Annotated in this window: 12 protein-coding genes and 1 pseudogene; 3 read left to right on the forward strand and 10 right to left on the reverse strand. The window is 72.4% G+C overall.

Annotated elements, in window-relative coordinates; all coding sequences use genetic code 11:
• The first annotated feature begins 79 nt into the window (after positions 1 to 79).
• Positions 80 to 694: a hypothetical protein gene (locus OHA58_RS13625; protein WP_405478943.1), complete on the forward strand. Its 615-nt coding sequence runs from the start codon at positions 80 to 82 to the stop codon at positions 692 to 694.
• A gap of 204 nt (positions 695 to 898) precedes the next feature.
• Here OHA58_RS13625 and purH read toward each other — a convergent pair whose 3' ends face one another.
• Both purH and purN read right to left on the reverse strand, forming a co-directional pair.
• A complete protein-coding gene (gene purH, locus OHA58_RS13630) occupies positions 899 to 2,461 on the reverse strand; it encodes a bifunctional phosphoribosylaminoimidazolecarboxamide formyltransferase/IMP cyclohydrolase (protein ID WP_405478944.1) in 1,563 nt (520 codons plus the stop codon).
• Entirely contained in the window at positions 2,458 to 3,123 is a 666-nt protein-coding gene (purN, locus tag OHA58_RS13635) for a phosphoribosylglycinamide formyltransferase (RefSeq protein WP_405478945.1), read from the reverse strand. The genes purH and purN overlap by 4 nt, the downstream gene beginning before the upstream one ends.
• A gap of 213 nt (positions 3,124 to 3,336) precedes the next feature.
• Between purN and OHA58_RS13640 the strand changes: the two genes are divergently transcribed.
• Positions 3,337 to 4,173: a hypothetical protein gene (locus OHA58_RS13640; RefSeq protein ID WP_405478946.1), complete on the forward strand. Its 837-nt coding sequence runs from the start codon at positions 3,337 to 3,339 to the stop codon at positions 4,171 to 4,173.
• A 404-nt stretch (positions 4,174 to 4,577) separates the two neighbouring features.
• On the opposite strand, the pseudogene OHA58_RS13645 reads toward OHA58_RS13640, so the two are convergent.
• Positions 4,578 to 5,828: pseudogene (locus tag OHA58_RS13645) on the reverse strand (DUF6350 family protein); the annotation flags it as partial.
• A gap of 122 nt (positions 5,829 to 5,950) precedes the next feature.
• Here OHA58_RS13645 and OHA58_RS13650 point away from each other — a divergent pair.
• The gene (locus OHA58_RS13650) at positions 5,951 to 7,129 is read left to right on the forward strand and encodes a helix-turn-helix domain-containing protein (RefSeq protein ID WP_405478947.1); all 1,179 of its coding nucleotides are present in this window, start codon (positions 5,951 to 5,953) and stop codon (positions 7,127 to 7,129) included.
• A 128-nt stretch (positions 7,130 to 7,257) separates the two neighbouring features.
• Here the strand turns inward: OHA58_RS13650 and sucD are convergent, their stop codons facing one another.
• The 7 genes from sucD to OHA58_RS13685 form a co-directional block, all read right to left on the reverse strand.
• A complete protein-coding gene (gene sucD, locus OHA58_RS13655) occupies positions 7,258 to 8,139 on the reverse strand; it encodes a succinate--CoA ligase subunit alpha (RefSeq protein WP_405478948.1) in 882 nt (293 codons plus the stop codon).
• 21 nt (positions 8,140 to 8,160) lie between these two features.
• Complete coding sequence (gene sucC, locus OHA58_RS13660; RefSeq protein ID WP_116510889.1) at positions 8,161 to 9,342, reverse strand: ADP-forming succinate--CoA ligase subunit beta; 1,182 nt, start codon at positions 9,340 to 9,342, stop codon at positions 8,161 to 8,163.
• A gap of 532 nt (positions 9,343 to 9,874) precedes the next feature.
• A complete protein-coding gene (locus OHA58_RS13665; RefSeq protein ID WP_405478949.1) occupies positions 9,875 to 11,260 on the reverse strand; it encodes a hypothetical protein in 1,386 nt (461 codons plus the stop codon).
• A gap of 150 nt (positions 11,261 to 11,410) precedes the next feature.
• Positions 11,411 to 12,025: a hypothetical protein gene (locus OHA58_RS13670; RefSeq protein WP_405478950.1), complete on the reverse strand. Its 615-nt coding sequence runs from the start codon at positions 12,023 to 12,025 to the stop codon at positions 11,411 to 11,413.
• 491 nt (positions 12,026 to 12,516) lie between these two features.
• Positions 12,517 to 13,722, reverse strand: a complete 1,206-nt coding sequence (locus OHA58_RS13675) for a VWA domain-containing protein (protein WP_405478951.1) — start codon at positions 13,720 to 13,722, stop codon at positions 12,517 to 12,519.
• Positions 13,722 to 16,124 carry a DUF5682 family protein gene (locus tag OHA58_RS13680; RefSeq protein WP_405478952.1) on the reverse strand — a complete coding sequence of 801 codons (2,403 nt, stop codon included), beginning with the start codon at positions 16,122 to 16,124 and terminating at the stop codon, positions 13,722 to 13,724. Before OHA58_RS13680 ends, OHA58_RS13675 begins: the two co-directional genes overlap by 1 nt.
• Positions 16,121 to 17,260 (reverse strand): AAA family ATPase, encoded by a 1,140-nt coding sequence (locus tag OHA58_RS13685; protein ID WP_405478953.1) that lies wholly within the window; start codon positions 17,258 to 17,260, stop codon positions 16,121 to 16,123. Before OHA58_RS13685 ends, OHA58_RS13680 begins: the two co-directional genes overlap by 4 nt.
• Between the last annotated feature and the right edge of the window lie 37 nt (positions 17,261 to 17,297).

Below are 17,297 nucleotides of genomic sequence, written 5' to 3' on the forward strand. Positions count from 1 at the left end.
GGGGACGACCGCTCTGTAGACCTTTCCTCCACTTGGTGCCGCGCGTTGTCCCCGCACTAAGACAACGGAGGAAAAAGCCATGAGTTTCGGCGACCCGAACAACCCCTACGGTCCGCCGCAGGGTCAGCAGCCCGGCTACCCGCCGCAGGCGCCCCAGGCTCCCCAGGGCCAGCCCGGCTACGGCTACCCGCAGGGCCAGCCCCCGCAGCAGCCCGGCTACGGCTACCCGCAGGGCCAGCCCGCGTACCCCGGCGGCAACGTGATGCCCATGACGATGCCGGGCCTGATGACCACGGCTCGCGTCCTCATCTACATCATGTCCGGCCTGCAGATCATCGCTGCGATCGCCGTGGGGCTCCTCGTCGGTGCCGCACAGGACGTGTCCAGCAGCGCGGGCGTCGGTGACAAGACCAGCGGCCTCGCAAGCCTCGGCTTCGTCTTCGTTGCCATCCTGATCATCCTCGCGGTGCTCGGCATCATTCTGGCCGTGAAGTTCAGCACCGGCGGCAGTGGCGTGCGTGTCACCACCATCGTGTACGCGTCGTTGATGATCCTCGGCGGCATCGTCAACATCGCGTCCGGCACAAGCAGCGGCGTGTTCAGCGCCCTCATCACGCTGGCCATCGGCGGCATCATCATGGCCGCCATGGTGAACTCGCAGGCGTCGGCCTGGTTCAACCGCCCGCGCTACTGATCGAGTTCGCAGCGAACGAGGGGTTTCCCGCCCTTCACCCGTAAGGGCCGCTCTCTCCCGTCACAAGGGGAGCGCGGCCCTTCGCTGTCCCATCTGGTCCCTCCGGCCCTGCAGAGCCTGACAGCCGTAGCGACACGGGGAACGGCCGCGGGCCGTGCCTTCACGGGGGAAGGCACGGCCCGCGGCCGTGTGCGAGGGGTCCGCTCAGTGGAAGAAGTGGCGCGTGCCGGTGAAGTACATCGTCACGCCCGCCTTCCTCGCGGCCTCGATGACCTGCTCGTCACGGATGGAACCGCCGGGCTGGACGATCGCCTTCACACCGGCGTCGATCAGGATCTGCGGCCCGTCCGGGAACGGGAAGAACGCATCCGACGCGGCGAAGGAGCCGCGCGCCCGCTCCGCGCCCGCGCGCTCCACGGCCAGCTTGCAGGAGTCGACACGGTTGACCTGGCCCATGCCGACGCCGACCGAGGCGCCGTCCTTGGCCAGCAGGATCGCGTTGCTCTTCACCGCGCGGCACGCCTTCCAGGCGAACGCCAGCTCGTCGACCTCGCCCGGGGACAGCGCATCGCCCGTGGCGAGGGTCCAGCTCGCCGGGTTGTCGCCGTCGGCCTGGACGCGGTCGGTGACCTGGAGGAGCGCGCCGCCGTCGATCTGCTTCGTCTCGACGACCGCCGACGGACCCTGGTGGGCGCGCAGCACGCGGATGTTCTTCTTCTTGGTGAGGGCCTCGAGCGCGCCGTCCTCGTACTCGGGCGCGACGATGACCTCGGTGAAGATCTCCGCGACCTGCTCGGCCATCTCCTTGGTGACCGGACGGTTCACGGCGATCACACCGCCGTACGCGGAGACCGGGTCACAGGCGTGCGCCTTGCGGTGCGCCTCGGCGACGCTCGACGCGACCGCGACACCGCACGGGTTGGCGTGCTTAATGATCGCGACGCACGGGTCGTCGTGGTCGTACGCGGCACGGCGCGCGGCGTCCGTGTCCGTGTAGTTGTTGTACGACATCTCCTTGCCGTGCAGCTGCTCGGCCTCCGCGAGACCGCCAGTGCCGTCCACATAGAGGGCCGCGCCCTGGTGCGGGTTCTCGCCGTAGCGCAGAACGTTCTTGCGCCCGTACGTCGCGCCGAGGAACTCGGGGAAGCCGCTCTCGTCGGCAGCCGCGTAGCCGTCGGCGAACCAGGACGCCACCGCGACGTCGTACGCCGCCGTGTGCTGGAAGGCCTCACCGGCGAGACGCTTGCGGGCGGTCAGGTCGAAGCCGCCGTCGCGGACGGCCGAGAGGACGTCGGCGTACCGGGCGGGGCTGGTGACGACGGCCACCGACGGGTGGTTCTTGGCGGCGGCGCGCACCATCGAGGGGCCGCCGATGTCGATCTGCTCGACACACTCGTCGGGAGTGGCGCCCGAGGCGACGGTCTCCTTGAAGGGGTACAGGTTCACGACGACAAGCTGGAAGGGCTCCACACCGAGCTCGGCGAGCTGGCGCCGGTGGTCCTCCAGACGCAGGTCCGCGAGGATGCCCGCGTGGATCTTCGGGTGCAGCGTCTTGACGCGCCCGTCGAGGCACTCGGGGAAGCCCGTGAGCTCCTCGACCTTGGTGACGGGAACCCCGGCGGCGGCGATCTTCGCCGCGGTCGAGCCGGTCGACACCAGCTCCACGCCCGCCTCGTGCAGCCCGCGCGCGAGGTCTTCCAGACCGGTCTTGTCGTAGACGCTGACGAGCGCCCGGCGAATGGGCCGCTTGTTGCTCTCGGCGGTCACTGGATAACTACCTTTCGTCCCTCAATGCGATAGCCGTTGCGGGCCAGACGCCCCACGACATCGACGAGCAGCCTGCGCTCGACTTCCTTGATGCGCTCGTGCAGAGCGCTCGCGTCGTCCTCGTCCCGGACCTCGACCACGCCCTGAGCGATGATCGGGCCGGTGTCGACGCCGTCGTCGACGAAGTGGACGGTGCATCCGGTGACCTTGGCGCCGTACGCGAGCGCGTCGCGCACACCATGGGCCCCGGGAAAACTGGGGAGCAGGGCGGGGTGCGTGTTCACGAACCGCCCGCCGAACCGGGCGAGGAACTCCTTGCCCACGATCTTCATGAACCCGGCCGAGACCACGAGGTCCGGCTCGTACGCCGCCGTGGCCTCGGCGAGCGCCCGGTCCCACTCCTCGCGGGTGGCGAAGTCCTTCACCCGGCAGACGAAGGTGGGCAGCCCGGCGCGCTCGGCGCGCTCAAGCCCGGCGATGGAGTCACGGTCGGCGCCGACGGCCACGATCTGGGCGCCGTAACCCTCCGCGCCCTCGGCCGCGAGGGCGTCGAGCAGAGCCTGCAGATTCGTGCCTGATCCGGAGACCAGCACGACGAGCCGCTTGGCCACAGCGAGGGCCTTTCTCGGGAGTGCGTTTGTAGGGTCGCACAAAGGCTTCATGGTTCCCGATACGGGGAACTCTACGAAGCGGTCGACCGTCAGCAACGATACCGGCACATGGAGCGGCCCCCACGGGACGGGGGCGCGGCCGGAAGGTAGCGTCTGTGGCGGATTCGCCGACCGAAGGAACGCCGCCCGCTCGCGGGACGTTCACTTCAGGACGGGCTCACCCGCAGCCGCGCCACGATCGACCTAGGGGAAGACGCACACCTGATGCCGGACCGAAGCCTCCGCCTGCCGCTGCTGCCCGCCGGCTCGACCCTGTTGCGCGAAGGCCGTCCCACGCCTCCTCCGCCCCAGGACACACCGCCCAAGTCCTCCGATTCCCCCAAGAAGTCCCCCGAGTCCCCCGAGTCGTCCAAGCTCTCCAAGCCCTCCAAGTCCTCCGAGGACGACAACCCGTTCGCGCCGCCGCCCGAGGGCTCACCCGACCGCCCGTGGCAGCCGCGCCGCCCCGAGGGCGGCCAGGACGGGCAGGGCGACGGCTCGGGCGGGGACCGGAACCCGTGGGGCGGTCAGTGGAGCGACCGGCAGCCGGGCCGCGCCCAGGGCGGCGGCTTCGGCGACCGCCCCGGGCAGGGCGGCGGACCCGGCGGCCAGGGCGGACCCGAAGGCCCCCAGGGACCCGGCTCCGGCATGCGCTGGGACCCGACGGACCCGGCCCAGCGCCGCGCGCGCTTCGCCCTGCTCTCCGGCATGTGGGGCTTCTTCTTCGCCCTGTTCAGCTGGCCTTACGTGGCGCTGCTGCTCGGCGCGCTCGCCCTGTACTGGGGCATCAGCGCCCTGCGCGCCAAGCCCCGCAAGCCGAACCCGGACGCCCCGGCCCCCACGGGTCCCGCCGCCGGATCGAGACCGCAGACCACGGCGGCCGTCAGCGGCCTGGTCACCGGCTCCCTCGCCCTGGCACTGGTCGCCGCCACGTTCACGGCACAGCTGGTCTACAGCGACTACTACACGTGCGTGAACGACGCGCTGACCAGCGCGTCCCAGAAGGCGTGCAACGACAAGCTCCCGAAGGAACTGCGCACACTGCTCGGCACGCGCGACTAGGACGGGTCCGGCGGTTCTTCGGGGGCCGCGCCTCCGCTCTCACCGGCACCCTCGTCCGGGTCCGTGTCCCTGCTCGTGTCCGACGCCTCCTTGAGCGCTGCCCAGCGCGCTTCCCTCGTGGCCTCGACCGGCCAGGGCCCGTCCGGGAAGGGGTCCGCTGAGAACGGGTCCGCGGGGAAGAAGTCGTACGGCTCGAACGCGGCGTCGGCCGACTTCGCCTGCCCGGCCCGAGTCGCCCCCTCCCGGCTCCGACGCGGCAGCCAGCTCTTCGGGGACGGGATCCGGGGGCGCCGCCACCACGACGGGGCCCGCTCCTCGAGCGGTTCCCCGGCCCGCCCCTCAAGCGGCTCACCGACCCGCTCGTCACGCGGCACCCTGACCCGCCGGGCCCGCAGTCCCACCGCCACCGGCACCCCCACCAGCGCCGTCCACCCCGTCGCCGCGAGCCCCGTCAGCCACCCCACGGGCCCGAACTCCGCGAGTCCCGCGACGCCCATCGGCCCGCCGGCCGCCATCGCGAGCCCCGCGAAGAGCAGCCCGCACAGCACCGCCGCGACGGCCACCGCCATTGCCGTACTCCCCCGCGACCACGCCTCGTCCCGCTCCCCGTGCCGGGGCGCCGCCGCCCCCGCCACGAACCACGCCACCGTCAGCCCGGCCACGACCGGCACCGCCCCCGACGACCAGGTGAGCGGCGACCCGGGACCCGGCTCCGGCACCACCGCGAGCAGCGGGAACGCGGGCAGCAGCGGACCCGACGACACCCCGAGAGGCCCGGCCACGCTTCCCCCGCCGAGCGCGACGCCGGGCCCGAGCGCGTACGCGGCGCCCCACACCGCCGCGTTCGGCACCAGCGCGGCGGCCAGCAGGAGCACCGCGAGCCGTCCCGACCACACGTCCGTCATCTGCTCGAACGAATGCCGCACCGCCTCCGCGTGCCACACCGTCGACGCCGCCACGACCAGCGCGCCGCCCGCCACGAGCATGAGTACCCCGGCGGCCGCGGCCCGCGCGGCGACCGGCAGCAGACGTCGTACGAACATCTCGCGCCTGCCGTCCGGGAGAGCGTCGAGACGACGGCGCAGGAGTGCCGGCAGCGGGGCGCGCGGGCGGCCGTGGGCCGTCCAGATCCCGGCGCCCGCGGCGGCCACGGCGACGACCGTCAGATGCGCGGTGACGCTCGGCCAGGACGGCCGCAGCTCACCGCCCGACGCGTAGAACGCGGCGCCGCCGCCCACCAGCAGGTACCCGACCACGACCCCGCACCACGCTGTCCGCCAGGCCATCTGCGGGGCGTCCCCGTCGTCCTCGCCCTCCACCGCGTCACGCGCCGCACGGTGCAGCAGCCACACCGGAAGCACCAGAAGGAGCAGTGGCGCGACACCGATCGGCGCCGGGGTCCCGGAGAGCGTGTCCGTCCTGATGACCTCGGCGCCGTGCGCGAGCAGCCACAGCGCGGCGGCGGCGTGCAGAGCCCCGCCGGGACCGCTGTCCGGATAGGGCGAACTGATCCACAGCACCATGACGAGCACTGCGGACGAGCCGAGCCCCAGCCCGGCCGCGAGGATCCCGCCGAAGAAGCAGGCAGCAGGCCCCGGAGAGCGGTCACGCACGCGGGAGAGCAGGAGCGGCAACGACAGGCCACGGTCGGTCATTTGGGTCACGCGGCCATGCTCCCAATGACACACGCTTTAGCCGCGCAACAGGCGAAGACCGGATGTGTCGCTCAAGATACGTTTATGTAGTTTTTCACGCGAAAGGGTGTGTGGAATTCCCTATGACGCATAGCCCTGCCTCCCCGCTGCCGGCCCCCAAGGAGCGCCGCAGGCTCCGCGAGTCGAAGTCGCTGACCCAGGCTCAGGTCGCCGCGAAAGTAGGCGTCACCCGCGAAACGGTCCGCGCATGGGAATCCGGACGCAGCACCCCGACGGGCCACAAGAGGGAGACGTACGCGAAGCTCCTGGCGAGCGTCGAAGCGGAGAGACAAGCGCCGGCCGCCAAGGCCGCGGCCACCGCCACGGCAGCGCCCGTCCGGAGCAGACGATCCGTCGGACGCTGGGACTCCGCCCCGCTCGACCGGGGCCAGGAGCGCGGCGGAGGGTGGGTGCTGCCCGCGGCCAAGGCCGAAGCGGGCGAGAACCCCGGCCCGGCGGCGGCCCCGAAGGACGCCACGGAGGCCTTCGACCGGCTCTACACCTACGCGGCCCCCGGCCTGGTCCGCCAGGCCTACCTCCTCACGGGCCGCCGCACCCTCGCCAGGGAGTCCGTGGAGCGCGCCTTCCAGCTCGCCTGGCAGCGCTGGCCCGAGGTCGCCGTGGACCGCGATCCCGCCGGCTGGGTCAGGGCCGCCGCGTACGAGTACGCCATGTCGCCCTGGCACCGGCTCCGCCCGAGCCACCGGCACCCCGAGGCGCCGCCCGCCGACGCCGACGACCGCGCGCTGCTCGACGTACTCCTGAGCCTGCCGTCCTCGTACCGCCGCACCCTGCTCCTCTACGACGGGGTCGGGCTCGATCTGCCCGAGACCGCGGCCGAGACTGAGGCCACCACGCCCGCGGCGGCGCAGCGGCTGCTCCACGCGCGGGAGGCCGTCGCCGAGCAGCTGCCCGCCCTCGCCGTGCCCGACCAGCTACACCGGCGCCTGACCGAACTCGCGGGCGCCGAGAAGCTCCAGGCCCCCCAGGCGACCCTCGTCCGCACGGACGGCGAGCGCCGGACCCGGTTCTGGACCCGCTCGGCCATCGCCTTCACCGTCCTGATCATCGGCGCGACGGCCCTCACGGTGCGCACCGCCCCGACCCGCTACGAACCCGTCCCCGCCCCCGGCGCCGTGATCAGCGACGTACCGCCGCGGACGGGGCCGGAGCCGCTCACGCGCGCGGACAAGAAGCTGCGCGACAAGCTGCACAAGTCGGCAAAGAGCGGCCTGCACCGCCTCGCCCCCGAGGTCGACTGAGCCCCCACGGGCTTCCCGTACGGGCTTCTCTCACGGGCTTTGCTCACGGGCTTCCCGCACGGATGAACGACAGTGGGCCCGCACCCCCGGAAGGGTGCGGGCCCACTGATGTCAGGCAGGTGACGGAACTACGAGAGCAGCTCGCGCGCCAGCTTGGCCGTCTCGGTCGGCGTCTTGCCGACCTTCACGCCGGCGGCCTCGAGGGCCTCCTTCTTGGCCTGTGCGGTGCCAGAAGAGCCGGACACGATCGCGCCCGCGTGACCCATCGTCTTGCCCTCGGGGGCGGTGAAGCCCGCGACGTAGCCGACGACCGGCTTGGTGACGTGCTTGGCGATGTAGTCCGCCGCACGCTCCTCGGCGTCGCCGCCGATCTCGCCGATCATGACGATCAGGTCGGTGTCGGGGTCGGCCTCGAACGCCTCGAGGGCGTCGATGTGCGTCGTACCGATGACCGGGTCGCCACCGATGCCGACGGCGGAGGAGAAGCCGAGGTCACGGAGCTCGTACATCATCTGGTACGTCAGCGTGCCGGACTTCGAGACCAGGCCGATGCGGCCCGGCTTCGTGATGTCGCCCGGGATGATGCCGGCGTTCGACTGGCCCGGGGTGATGAGACCGGGGCAGTTCGGGCCGACGATGCGGGTCTTGTTGCCCTTCGACTTCGCGTACGCCCAGAAGGCGGCGGAGTCGTGGACGGCGATGCCCTCGGTGATGACGACCGCGAGGGGGATCTCGGCGTCGATCGCCTCGACGACGGCGGCCTTGGAGAAGGCCGGCGGCACGAAGAGGACGGAGACGTTGGCGCCCGTCTTCTCGATCGCCTCGGCGACCGTGCCGAAGACCGGGACCTCGGTGCCGTCGAAGTCGACGGAGGTGCCGGCCTTGCGCGGGTTCACGCCGCCGACGATGTTCGTGCCGTCACCGAGCATGAGCTTGGTGTGCTTCATGCCCGTGGCACCGGTCATGCCCTGGACGATGACCTTGCTGTCCTTGGTGAGGAAGATAGCCATGGTGGTCTGAGTCCCTCTTCCTTACTTCGCAGCCGCGGCGAGCTCGGCGGCCTTGTCGGCCGCGCCGTCCATGGTGTCCACACGCTGGACGAGCGGGTGGTTGGCGTCGCTGAGGATCTTGCGACCCAGCTCCGCGTTGTTGCCGTCGAGTCGCACGACCAGCGGCTTGGTGACCTCTTCGCCCTTGTCGGCGAGGAGCGCCAGGGCCTGCACGATGCCGTTGGCGACCTCGTCGCAGGCGGTGATGCCGCCGAAGACGTTGACGAACACGGACTTGACGTCCGGGTCGCCGAGGATGATCTCCAGGCCGTTCGCCATCACCTGGGCGGACGCGCCGCCACCGATGTCGAGGAAGTTGGCCGGCTTCACGCCGCCGTGGTTCTCACCGGCGTACGCGACGACGTCCAGGGTCGACATGACCAGACCGGCACCGTTACCGATGATGCCGACCTCGCCGTCGAGCTTGACGTAGTTGAGGTTCTTGGCCTTGGCGGCAGCCTCGAGCGGGTTGGCTGCGTCCTTGTCCTCGAGCGCCTCGTGCTCGGGCTGGCGGAAGTCCGCGTTCTCGTCGAGGGAGACCTTGCCGTCAAGGGCGATGACCTTGCCGGAGGCGACCTTGGCGAGCGGGTTCACCTCGACGAGGAGGGCGTCCTCCTTGATGAAGGTGTCCCACAGGGTGACGAGGATGTCGGCGACCTGGTCGGCGACCTCGGCCGGGAACTTCGCCTTGGCGACGATCTCCTGGGCCTTCTCCTTGGAGACACCCTCGTTGGCGTCGACCGGCACCTTCGCGAGGGCGTCGGGGTTCTCCTCCGCGACGACCTCGATCTCCACGCCGCCCTGGACGGACGCCATGGCGAGGAAGGTGCGGTTGGTGCGGTCGAGGAGGTACGAGACGTAGTACTCCTCGAGGATCTCCGGAGCGGTCTCGGCGATCATCACCTTGTGGACCGTGTGGCCCTTGATGTCCATCCCGAGGATGTCCGTCGCGCGGGCGACGGCCTCGTCCGGGGTGGCGGCGAGCTTGACGCCGCCTGCCTTGCCACGGCCGCCGACCTTCACCTGCGCCTTGACGACCGACTTGCCGCCCAGTCGCTCGGTGGCCTCGCGCGCCGCCTCAGGCGTGTCGATGACTTCACCGGCCAGCACCGGTACACCGTGCTTGGCGAAGAGGTCCCTCGCCTGGTACTCGAACAGGTCCACGCGCGTCCGTCCCTTTTCCGTGATCTCGCTGCGATCTCGCTGCTTTGTGGTCAGCTGTCTGCGTGGGCGTGCCGCGAAGGGCAACGTGACTGCGCTGTCACAGGGGAGGCGTAGGACGGAGTCCGGTACGCGGCATGTCCGTCTCGCAGGTTATCGCCGCTCGCCCGGGGTCCCTAAATCGCAGATCACACCTGAGCGGTGATAACAGTCACAGAGCGGGGCCCCACCGGCCTGGGGTGCGCCCGGTGGGGCCCCTGAGAGCCCCTGAAAGACCCGATGGGAGGACCTGGAGAGCCCTGCCGCCGGACCGGGAAGGGCCCGGGCGGGTGATCCTCACCCCAATGGGGACCACCCGCCGCCATCTGCCGGGCCGGGCCCGGCTTGTCACTCCGGTCCCCGGCTGCCCGCAGACGACGTATTACAGTCCGCCGACTTCAGTCCGTCGACTTCAGTCCACCGGCTTCAGTCCGCCGGCTTCAGTCCGCCGACGCGTTCCGCGGTTGCGGAGGCGGACTTCATCAGATGCGGAACCTCAGATGCCGAATCCGTTGGCGGCGGCGTCCGTGGCGTTCGTCAGGTAGCTGGGGGCGACCGAGGCGGCCACGCCCTGGACGCCCTGGACCGCGTTCCCGGCGAGCGGCTGCGCGTCGGCGCCGACCGTGCCGGTCAGGTCCTGCGCGAACGGCGAGACCTCACCGACGACCCCGCCGGCGAACGGCGTCACGTCGCCGACCACACCACCGGCGAACGGCGCGACGTCGCCCACGACGCCCTGCGCCAGGTACGTCGCGCTGCCGCCGACACCCTGCACGACCGGCTGCACCTGGTCGTACACGGCCTGCACGAGGGGCTGGACCGCGCCGACGACACCGCCCGCGAACGGCGTCACGTCGTCCGCGACGACCGACTGCGCGAAGGGCTGGACCTGGCCCACGACCCCGTCCGCCAGCGGCGAGACGTGGCTGACGACGCCACCGGCGAACGGCGTCACGTCGCCGACCGCACCGCCCGCGAGCGTGCCGACGTCACCGACGGCCTGTCCGGCGACCGGGACCACGCCGTGCACGGCGGTCGCGGCGATGGGGGGAAGCACCGCGGCCGAGGTCTCGTCGACGACGGGACCGGCGGCGGTCGTCACTCCGCCCACGGTGCCGGAGGCGGTGGCCGGGACGTTCTGGGCGTAGCCCGGGACCTGCGCCGCGGTGCCGTACGCCTGGGCGGCGATGCCCTGGACCCGGGCGGTGGCGCCCTGGACCTGGCCCTGCGCGCCGGTCACCGTGCGGTCGACGTCGGGGGCGAACGCGGACAGGGGGCCGAACAGGTAGTCGATCTCCTGGGTGGCGCCGTCCTGGACGGTTGCGGCCCGGGCGCCGGCGTTCTGCGCGACGGCGTCGGCCGACACGTTCGGGACCCCGGCGGTGTGGGCGTGCGCGGCGCGGGCGGCGGCGGTGCGGGCGGTGTCGGCGACGGTGGTGACGCCCTCGACGTAGGTGCGGGCCTGCTGCTTGGCGTGCGCGGCGGCGGCCTCGACGCGGGCGTCGGCGTGCCGGACGGTGCCCTGGGCGCCGGTGACGGCCCGACCGGCCTGGGGAGCGGCCTTGGCGGCGGTGCCGGAGACGGTTCCGGAGACGGTGGAGGCGGCGCCGGACGCGGTCGTCCGGGCCTGGCCGGTCACGCCCGCCACGGTGTCCTGGGCCTTGCCGGTGACCGAGCCGACGGTGCCGTGGGTGACGTCGTCGACGGTGCCCTGGACGTGGGAGACCGTGCCCTGCACGTCGGCGACCACGTCACCGGCCAGGTCCGGCACCGCCACGGAGTGGGCGGGCATTTCGTCGGCGCTGGCGACGGCGGAACCGAGCGCCCACGCACCGGAGACGCCGGCGGCTATCACGATGGAACGGCGGATGTTCTTGTTCATGCTTGCGTCAGATCCTTCGAATTCTCATGTTCCGGTCCCGCGCTGGAGTGGTCCAGCGGTGGGCCGGCGGCGTCCGGCCGGAGTGGTCCGGTCGGCGGGCAGACCTGTGCCGCCCCCGCGCGGCAGGTCACGTGCGGGGAACGGGCTGCCCTAGCCGGGGAATTCGGGGATGTCTCGGTGCCTGTCGCGGGTGGGCGCGGCGTGGGACGACGCCGTCGCCCCGGACAGCAGCCGGGCCGTCGCGCCGCTGCCGAAGGCTGCCGCGGCGAGATCGGAGTGCCGCGTCGAACTGCCGTCCCCCGCCGACTGGCCGACCGCGCTGCCACTGGGGAACGCGGGGGCGGGGGCGGGAGTCGAGGTTCCGGCCGCCTGTTCGGCCGGGGTCCGTACGGGTACGTTGCCGCCTGCCGGGGCGAACACGTCACCGACGGCTTCGGCGGCCTCTCGCTTGCCGGGCCGCGCGGCATCACTGTGCCCGGCGGTCGCATGGGCAGCTTCGGCGCTCGGAGCCGGTGCCGCGTGGGCGCCGTCCCTTGCCGGACCGGGGGTGCCGGGTTCGCCGGGCAGGCCCGGCATCGACGGCGGTGCGGGCAGGAACCGCGGCGGAGCCTCGTCGGCGAGCTCGCCCACGATCCCTCCGGCGAACTCACCCACTTCCCGGACCTCTTCCCGCACGGCGTCCCGGACCGTTCCCCGTACTTCGCGTACTTCGCGTACTTCTCGTACGGCGGGTGCGGCGACCTGGGTCCGGACCGGCTCGGCCACGCGGGTCCGGACGGGCTCAACGGCTTGCTCCCGCACGGCCCCGACTGCTCGGGAACCGGTGGCGGGAGGCGTGTCGTGTGCCGCCCGCTCGGGGACGGATGCGTGAACCTGCGCGTGAGCGGTTGCGTGAGCGGTTGCGTGAACGGTTGTGTGAACCGTCTGCTCGCCAGCGGCCTCCGTCGGCGGCAGAACTCCCTCCGCCGCATGCGCCCTTCCCCCGCACAGCAGGCCGAACACGATCAGGCCGCCCGCAAGGAACATCACCCGGAGCGCCACGTTCAGCGCACGCCGCCCGGCCGCTGCGCGCACGACGCGCGGAGCAGCAACAGGCAGAGCGATCGGGGAAGTCAAGGTGGGGGAACCCTCCCGTACGAGGGGCGCGGGGACGCGGGACGCGTGGGCGCGGGGATGAGAACGGCCGCGCCGATCCTTGCACGGGACGCCCGAGGTTGCGCAAGCCCCCTGTTACCGATGGGTAGTCATGTCCGGATTTACGGCTTCCCGTGCGCCGGGTTCCCGGAGTCCGGTATCGGCAGCGGCCGCTTCTCGATCGCCGCCGCCATCACCTCCGGGAAGAGATCCGGAGTGCACGCGAAGGCCGGTGCTCCCAAGGCCGCGAGCGCCGCCGCGTGCTCCCTGTCGTACGCGGGCGCCCCCTCGTCGGACAGCGCGAGCAACGTGACGAACTGCACTCCCGACGCCTTCATCGCGGCGACCCGCTTCAGCATCTCGTTCCGGATGCCGCCTTCGTAGAGGTCACTGATGAGGACGACGACGGTCTCGGCGGGGCGGGTGATCTGCGACTGGCAGTACGCGAGCGCTCTGTTGATGTCGGTGCCGCCGCCGAGCTGCGTGCCGAACAGGACGTCGACCGGGTCGTCGAGCTGGTCGGTGAGGTCGACGACGGCCGTGTCGAACACGACGAGCCTGGTGTTGATGGACCGCATTGAGGCCAGCACGGCGCCGAACACGGAGGCGTAGACGACGGACGCCGCCATCGAGCCCGACTGGTCGATGCAGAGGATGACCTCCTTCTTCACCGACTGGGACGCGCGGCCGTATCCGATGAGCCGCTCGGGGACGACCGTGCGGTACTCCGGCAGATAGTTCTTGAGGTTGGCCGCGATCGTGCGGTTCCAGTCGATGTCGTGGTGGCGGGGCCTGTTGATACGGGCGCTGCGGTCGAGCGCTCCCGTGAGCGTCGCGCGGGTCCGCGTGGCGAGGCGCTTCTCCAGGTCCTCGACGACCTTGCGCACGACGGCGCGTGCGGTCTCCTTCGTCGTCTCCGGCATCGCCTTGTTGAGGGAGAGCAGCGTGCCGACGAGGTGCACGTCGGCGTCGACTGCTTCCAGCATCTCCGGTTCGAGCAGCAAAGCGGACAGGCCGAGGCGGTCGATGGCGTCGCGCTGCATGACCTGGACGACGGAGGACGGGAAGTACGTCCGGATGTCGCCGAGCCAGCGCGCCACGGACGGCGCGGACGCCCCGAGGCCGGCCGCACGGTCGCGCCCCCGCCCCTCCTCCTTCTTGTCCCCTCTCCCGTAGAGCGCGGTCAGGGCCCCGTCCATCGCCGCGTCCTGGCCGCCGAGTGCGCAGCCGGTGCCGTCCGCCTCGTCCCCGCCGAGCACGAGCCGCCAGCGCCGCATCCGCTCGTCCCGGGCTCCCCTGCTGAGCTCGTCCACCTGGTCGACCGCCATCAGGCCACCCCCACAAGGTCGTTGTCACCCCGGCCGGGACCGGAACCGGAGTCGGATCCGGAGCCGGAGCCGGATGTGGCGTCGGCGTCCGCGTCGTCCGTCCCGAGCAGGAGCCGCAGCACGGGCAGCACCGCGTCCGCGCGCGCCTGGTCGAGGCCGGGCGCGAACCCCGGCGGTGCCGTGCCCACGGCCGCCGCGGGTCCCGCCCCCGCGGGCCCGCGCCGCACCAGCTCGCCCAGCGTGCGGCGCACACCGGATTCGTAGGCGGAGAACGTGCGGCGCAGCAGCGGCAGTACGTCCGTGAACGCGTCGGCGGAGACGCCCGTCAGCCAGTCGTCGACGAGCGTGAGCAGCCGCTCGTCGTGTACGAGGAGCAGCCCGCCGCCGGAGCCGCCGCCGACGAACCCCTCGATCCAGGCGGCGGCCTCGGCGGGCCCGGTGCCGGGCGAGAGGGCGAGCCCCATCAGCCGCGCGGCCTCGCCCTCGGCCAGCTGCCCGTCGTCGAGGAGCAGGCGCGCGCACCGCCCCCGGATCACGCCGGCCACGCTGTCGCGTGCGGCGAGGACCCTCAGCACGGAGTGCCAGCGACCTCTGTGTCCGGCCGTCCCGTCGTCCTCCAGGAGCCCCACCGCCGCGTGGACCGCGTCCACATGCCCGCGCATCTCGGCCGCGGCGTCCCCGTCGAGCCCCGCGCACGCGGGTGGCAGGCCCACGAAGACGCGCTCGGCGAGACCGGCCGCGACCTCGCTCAGTGCCTGGGTGTCCGTGCCCCGCACGTCGCCGTAGCGCAGGGAGCGGACGAGGGCGGGCAGGGCCTGGGCGAGATGGCCGACGTCCGCGTCCATCGCGGCGCGGTCGGCCAGTACGCGCATCACCACCGGGAGGGCTTCCGGCAGTTCGGCGAGGAGGCAGCGCTCGGCGAGGGCCGTGACGTCGGCGAGGGCCTGTGCGCCGATCGCGTCCGCCTCGGCTCTGGCGGTGGCGGCCGAGAGCACGGTCGTGCCCCAGACCCCCGCCTCGGCGACGCGCACGGACAGCTCGGGTTCCCAGCGCAGCCGCCAGGTCTCCCGGAACGTGCCGGTGGAGGCGCGCACGGACCGTGCCGGCTCGCCCCAGCCGACGTCGAGGAGGCGGAGCCGGTGCAGGAGCCGGCTGCGCGCCGCGTCGGTCTCCTTGCGCAGGTCGAGCTCCAACTCCCGCTCCAGTGCCTCCGGTTTGAGCCGCAGGGAGCGCTGGAGCCGTGTGAGGTCGCGTTGCAGCGGCACGGCGGGCGCCGCGTCCGGGACCTCGCCGAGCACGTCCCCCACGACGAGCTTGTCGTGGACGAGCGACAGGGGTACGTCCGACCCCTCGCACATCACGGCGCGGATCGCGTCCGTCGTCTCGGTCAGCCCAGCCAGCGGACGGCCCCGCATCGCGGCGAGCGTCTCGGCCAGCCGCACCGCCTCGATGACGTGTGCCGGCGACACGATCCTGTCCTCGTCCCTGAACAGCCCGGCGACCTTGGTCATCCAGCGTTCGACGGGCCGGTCCGGGGCGCTGAACAGATGCCCGTACCAGCCGGGCGAGTCGATGCCCGCTCCGTATCCCCCGGCCCGCGCGAGACGGCGGTGCGTCCAGGGCACCCAGGTCATGTCGACCTTGGCCTTGGGCAGTCCCTTGAGGACGGCCCGGTCTGCGGCGACGGTCGTCTTCACGCGCAGCGCCGGAACGTGCCACGCACCGCACACCACCGCGACCCCGTCCGCGAACTCCTTCTGTGCGGCACGCAGTTGAAGGCGCATATGGGCCTCCCGCACGAGGTCCCGCTCGTGCCCCCCGTCGCCGTACTCCTCCCGCAGCGCCCCCATCGCCTCGCCGAGCGCCTCGAACGGCGCGAACGCGTCCCCCGCCCCGGCCCGGTGCTCGACGACGTCCTCCCACCAGCGCTCCGGGTCGTCGTGTCCCGCGGTCTCGGCGAGCACTGCGAGCGGATCGACACGCATCGCCTCCCTGACGTCCTCCCCGCTCTGGCCCTCTCCCTGCTCGCCGCCCCCCTCGGGGCCGTCCGACATCTCGGCCTGCCCGCGCAGGGCCAGGCTGTGCGCCGCCGGCAGGTCGATGAAACGGACCGGCACGTCCCGCTCCAGGGCCCAGCGGATCGCAACCCACTCCGGGGAGAACTCGGCGAGCGGCCAGAACGCGGAACGCCCCGGCTCGTCCACGACATGCGCCAGCAGCGCGACCGGCGGCACCATGCCCTCGTCGGCGGCGAGCGACACCAGGGCGTCCGCCTCGGGCGGCCCCTCGACCAGGACGACACCCGGACCGGCTGCGTCGAGCGCGGCCCTCACAGCCCTGGCCGAACCGGGGCCGTGATGGCGCACCCCGAGCATCAGCGGCCCCCTCCCCCGCTCGCTCATACGCTCACCTCACGGCACGCGCGGTAGAAGTCCTTCCAGCCGTCCCGCTCACGCACCACGGCCTCCAGGTACTCCTGCCAGATCACCCGGTCCGCGGCCGGGTCACGGACGACGGCCCCGAGGATGCCCGCCGCGACGTCCGACGGCCGCAGCACCCCGTCCCCGAAGTGGGCGGCCAGCGCGAGCCCGCTCGTCACGACGGAAATCGCCTCTGCAGTGGACAGCGTGCCGCTCGGCGATTTCAGCTTCGTACGCCCGTCCTCGGTGACGCCGCCGCGCAGCTCGCGGAAGACCGTGACGATGCGGCGGATCTCGTCCGAACCGTCCGGAGCGGCCGGCAGGTCGAGGGAGCGGCCGATCTGGTCGACGCGGCGCGAGACGATGTCGACCTCCGCCTCAGCGCTCTCCGGCAGCGGAAGCACCACGGTGTTGAAGCGGCGGCGCAGCGCGCTCGACAGGTCGTTGACCCCCCGATCCCGGTCGTTCGCCGTGGCGATCAGGTTGAAGCCCCTGACGGCCTGCACCTCCTGACCCAACTCCGGTATCGGCAGGGTCTTTTCCGACAGGATCGTGATCAGCGTGTCCTGCACGTCGGCCGGGATGCGGGTCAGCTCCTCGACCCGGGCCGTCATGCCCTCGGACATGGCGCGCATGACGGGGCTGGGCACGAGGGCGTCGCGGCTGGGGCCGTGCGCGAGCAGCCGCGCATAGTTCCACCCGTACCGGATCGCCTCCTCGGGGGTGCCCGCCGTGCCCTGGACGAGCAGCGTCGAGTCGCCGCTGACGGCCGCCGCGAGATGCTCGGAGACCCATGTCTTCGCGGTGCCCGGCACGCCGAGCAGCAGCAGGGCGCGGTCCGTGGCGAGCGTGGTGACGGCGACCTCGACGATGCGGCGCGGCCCCACGTACTTCGGTGTGATGACGGTCCCGTCGGGCAGCGTCCCGCCGAGCAGATACGTGGCGACGGCCCACGGCGAGAGACGCCAGCGCTCCGGGCGCGGCCGGTCGTCCTGCGCGGCCAGCGCCGCGAGTTCGACGGCGAAGGCGTCTTCGGCATGCGGCCGCAGCGCCTGCGCGGCTCCCTGATCCCCCGCGGACGCGGCGCTCTTCTCGGTCGGTTCGACGGACACGGTCATGGCGATCCCCCTCGATCTCGGCCGGGCTCAGCCGGCA

Origin of the sequence: Streptomyces sp. NBC_00009, assembly GCF_045040855.1 — a bacterium.
Taxonomy (GTDB): domain Bacteria; phylum Actinomycetota; class Actinomycetes; order Streptomycetales; family Streptomycetaceae; genus Streptomyces; species Streptomyces aureus.

Coding starts and splice junctions, on each gene's coding strand:
- OHA58_RS13625 (WP_405478943.1), top strand. CDS start 80: ATGAGTTTCGGCGACCCGAACAACCCCTACGGTCCGCCGCAGGGTCAG.
- purN (WP_405478945.1), bottom strand. CDS start 3,123: ATGAAGCCTTTGTGCGACCCTACAAACGCACTCCCGAGAAAGGCCCTC.
- OHA58_RS13640 (WP_405478946.1), top strand. CDS start 3,337: ATGCCGGACCGAAGCCTCCGCCTGCCGCTGCTGCCCGCCGGCTCGACC.
- OHA58_RS13650 (WP_405478947.1), top strand. CDS start 5,951: ATGACGCATAGCCCTGCCTCCCCGCTGCCGGCCCCCAAGGAGCGCCGC.
- sucD (WP_405478948.1), bottom strand. CDS start 8,139: ATGGCTATCTTCCTCACCAAGGACAGCAAGGTCATCGTCCAGGGCATG.
- OHA58_RS13665 (WP_405478949.1), bottom strand. CDS start 11,260: ATGAACAAGAACATCCGCCGTTCCATCGTGATAGCCGCCGGCGTCTCC.
- OHA58_RS13675 (WP_405478951.1), bottom strand. CDS start 13,722: ATGGCGGTCGACCAGGTGGACGAGCTCAGCAGGGGAGCCCGGGACGAG.
- OHA58_RS13680 (WP_405478952.1), bottom strand. CDS start 16,124: ATGAGCGAGCGGGGGAGGGGGCCGCTGATGCTCGGGGTGCGCCATCAC.
- OHA58_RS13685 (WP_405478953.1), bottom strand. CDS start 17,260: ATGACCGTGTCCGTCGAACCGACCGAGAAGAGCGCCGCGTCCGCGGGG.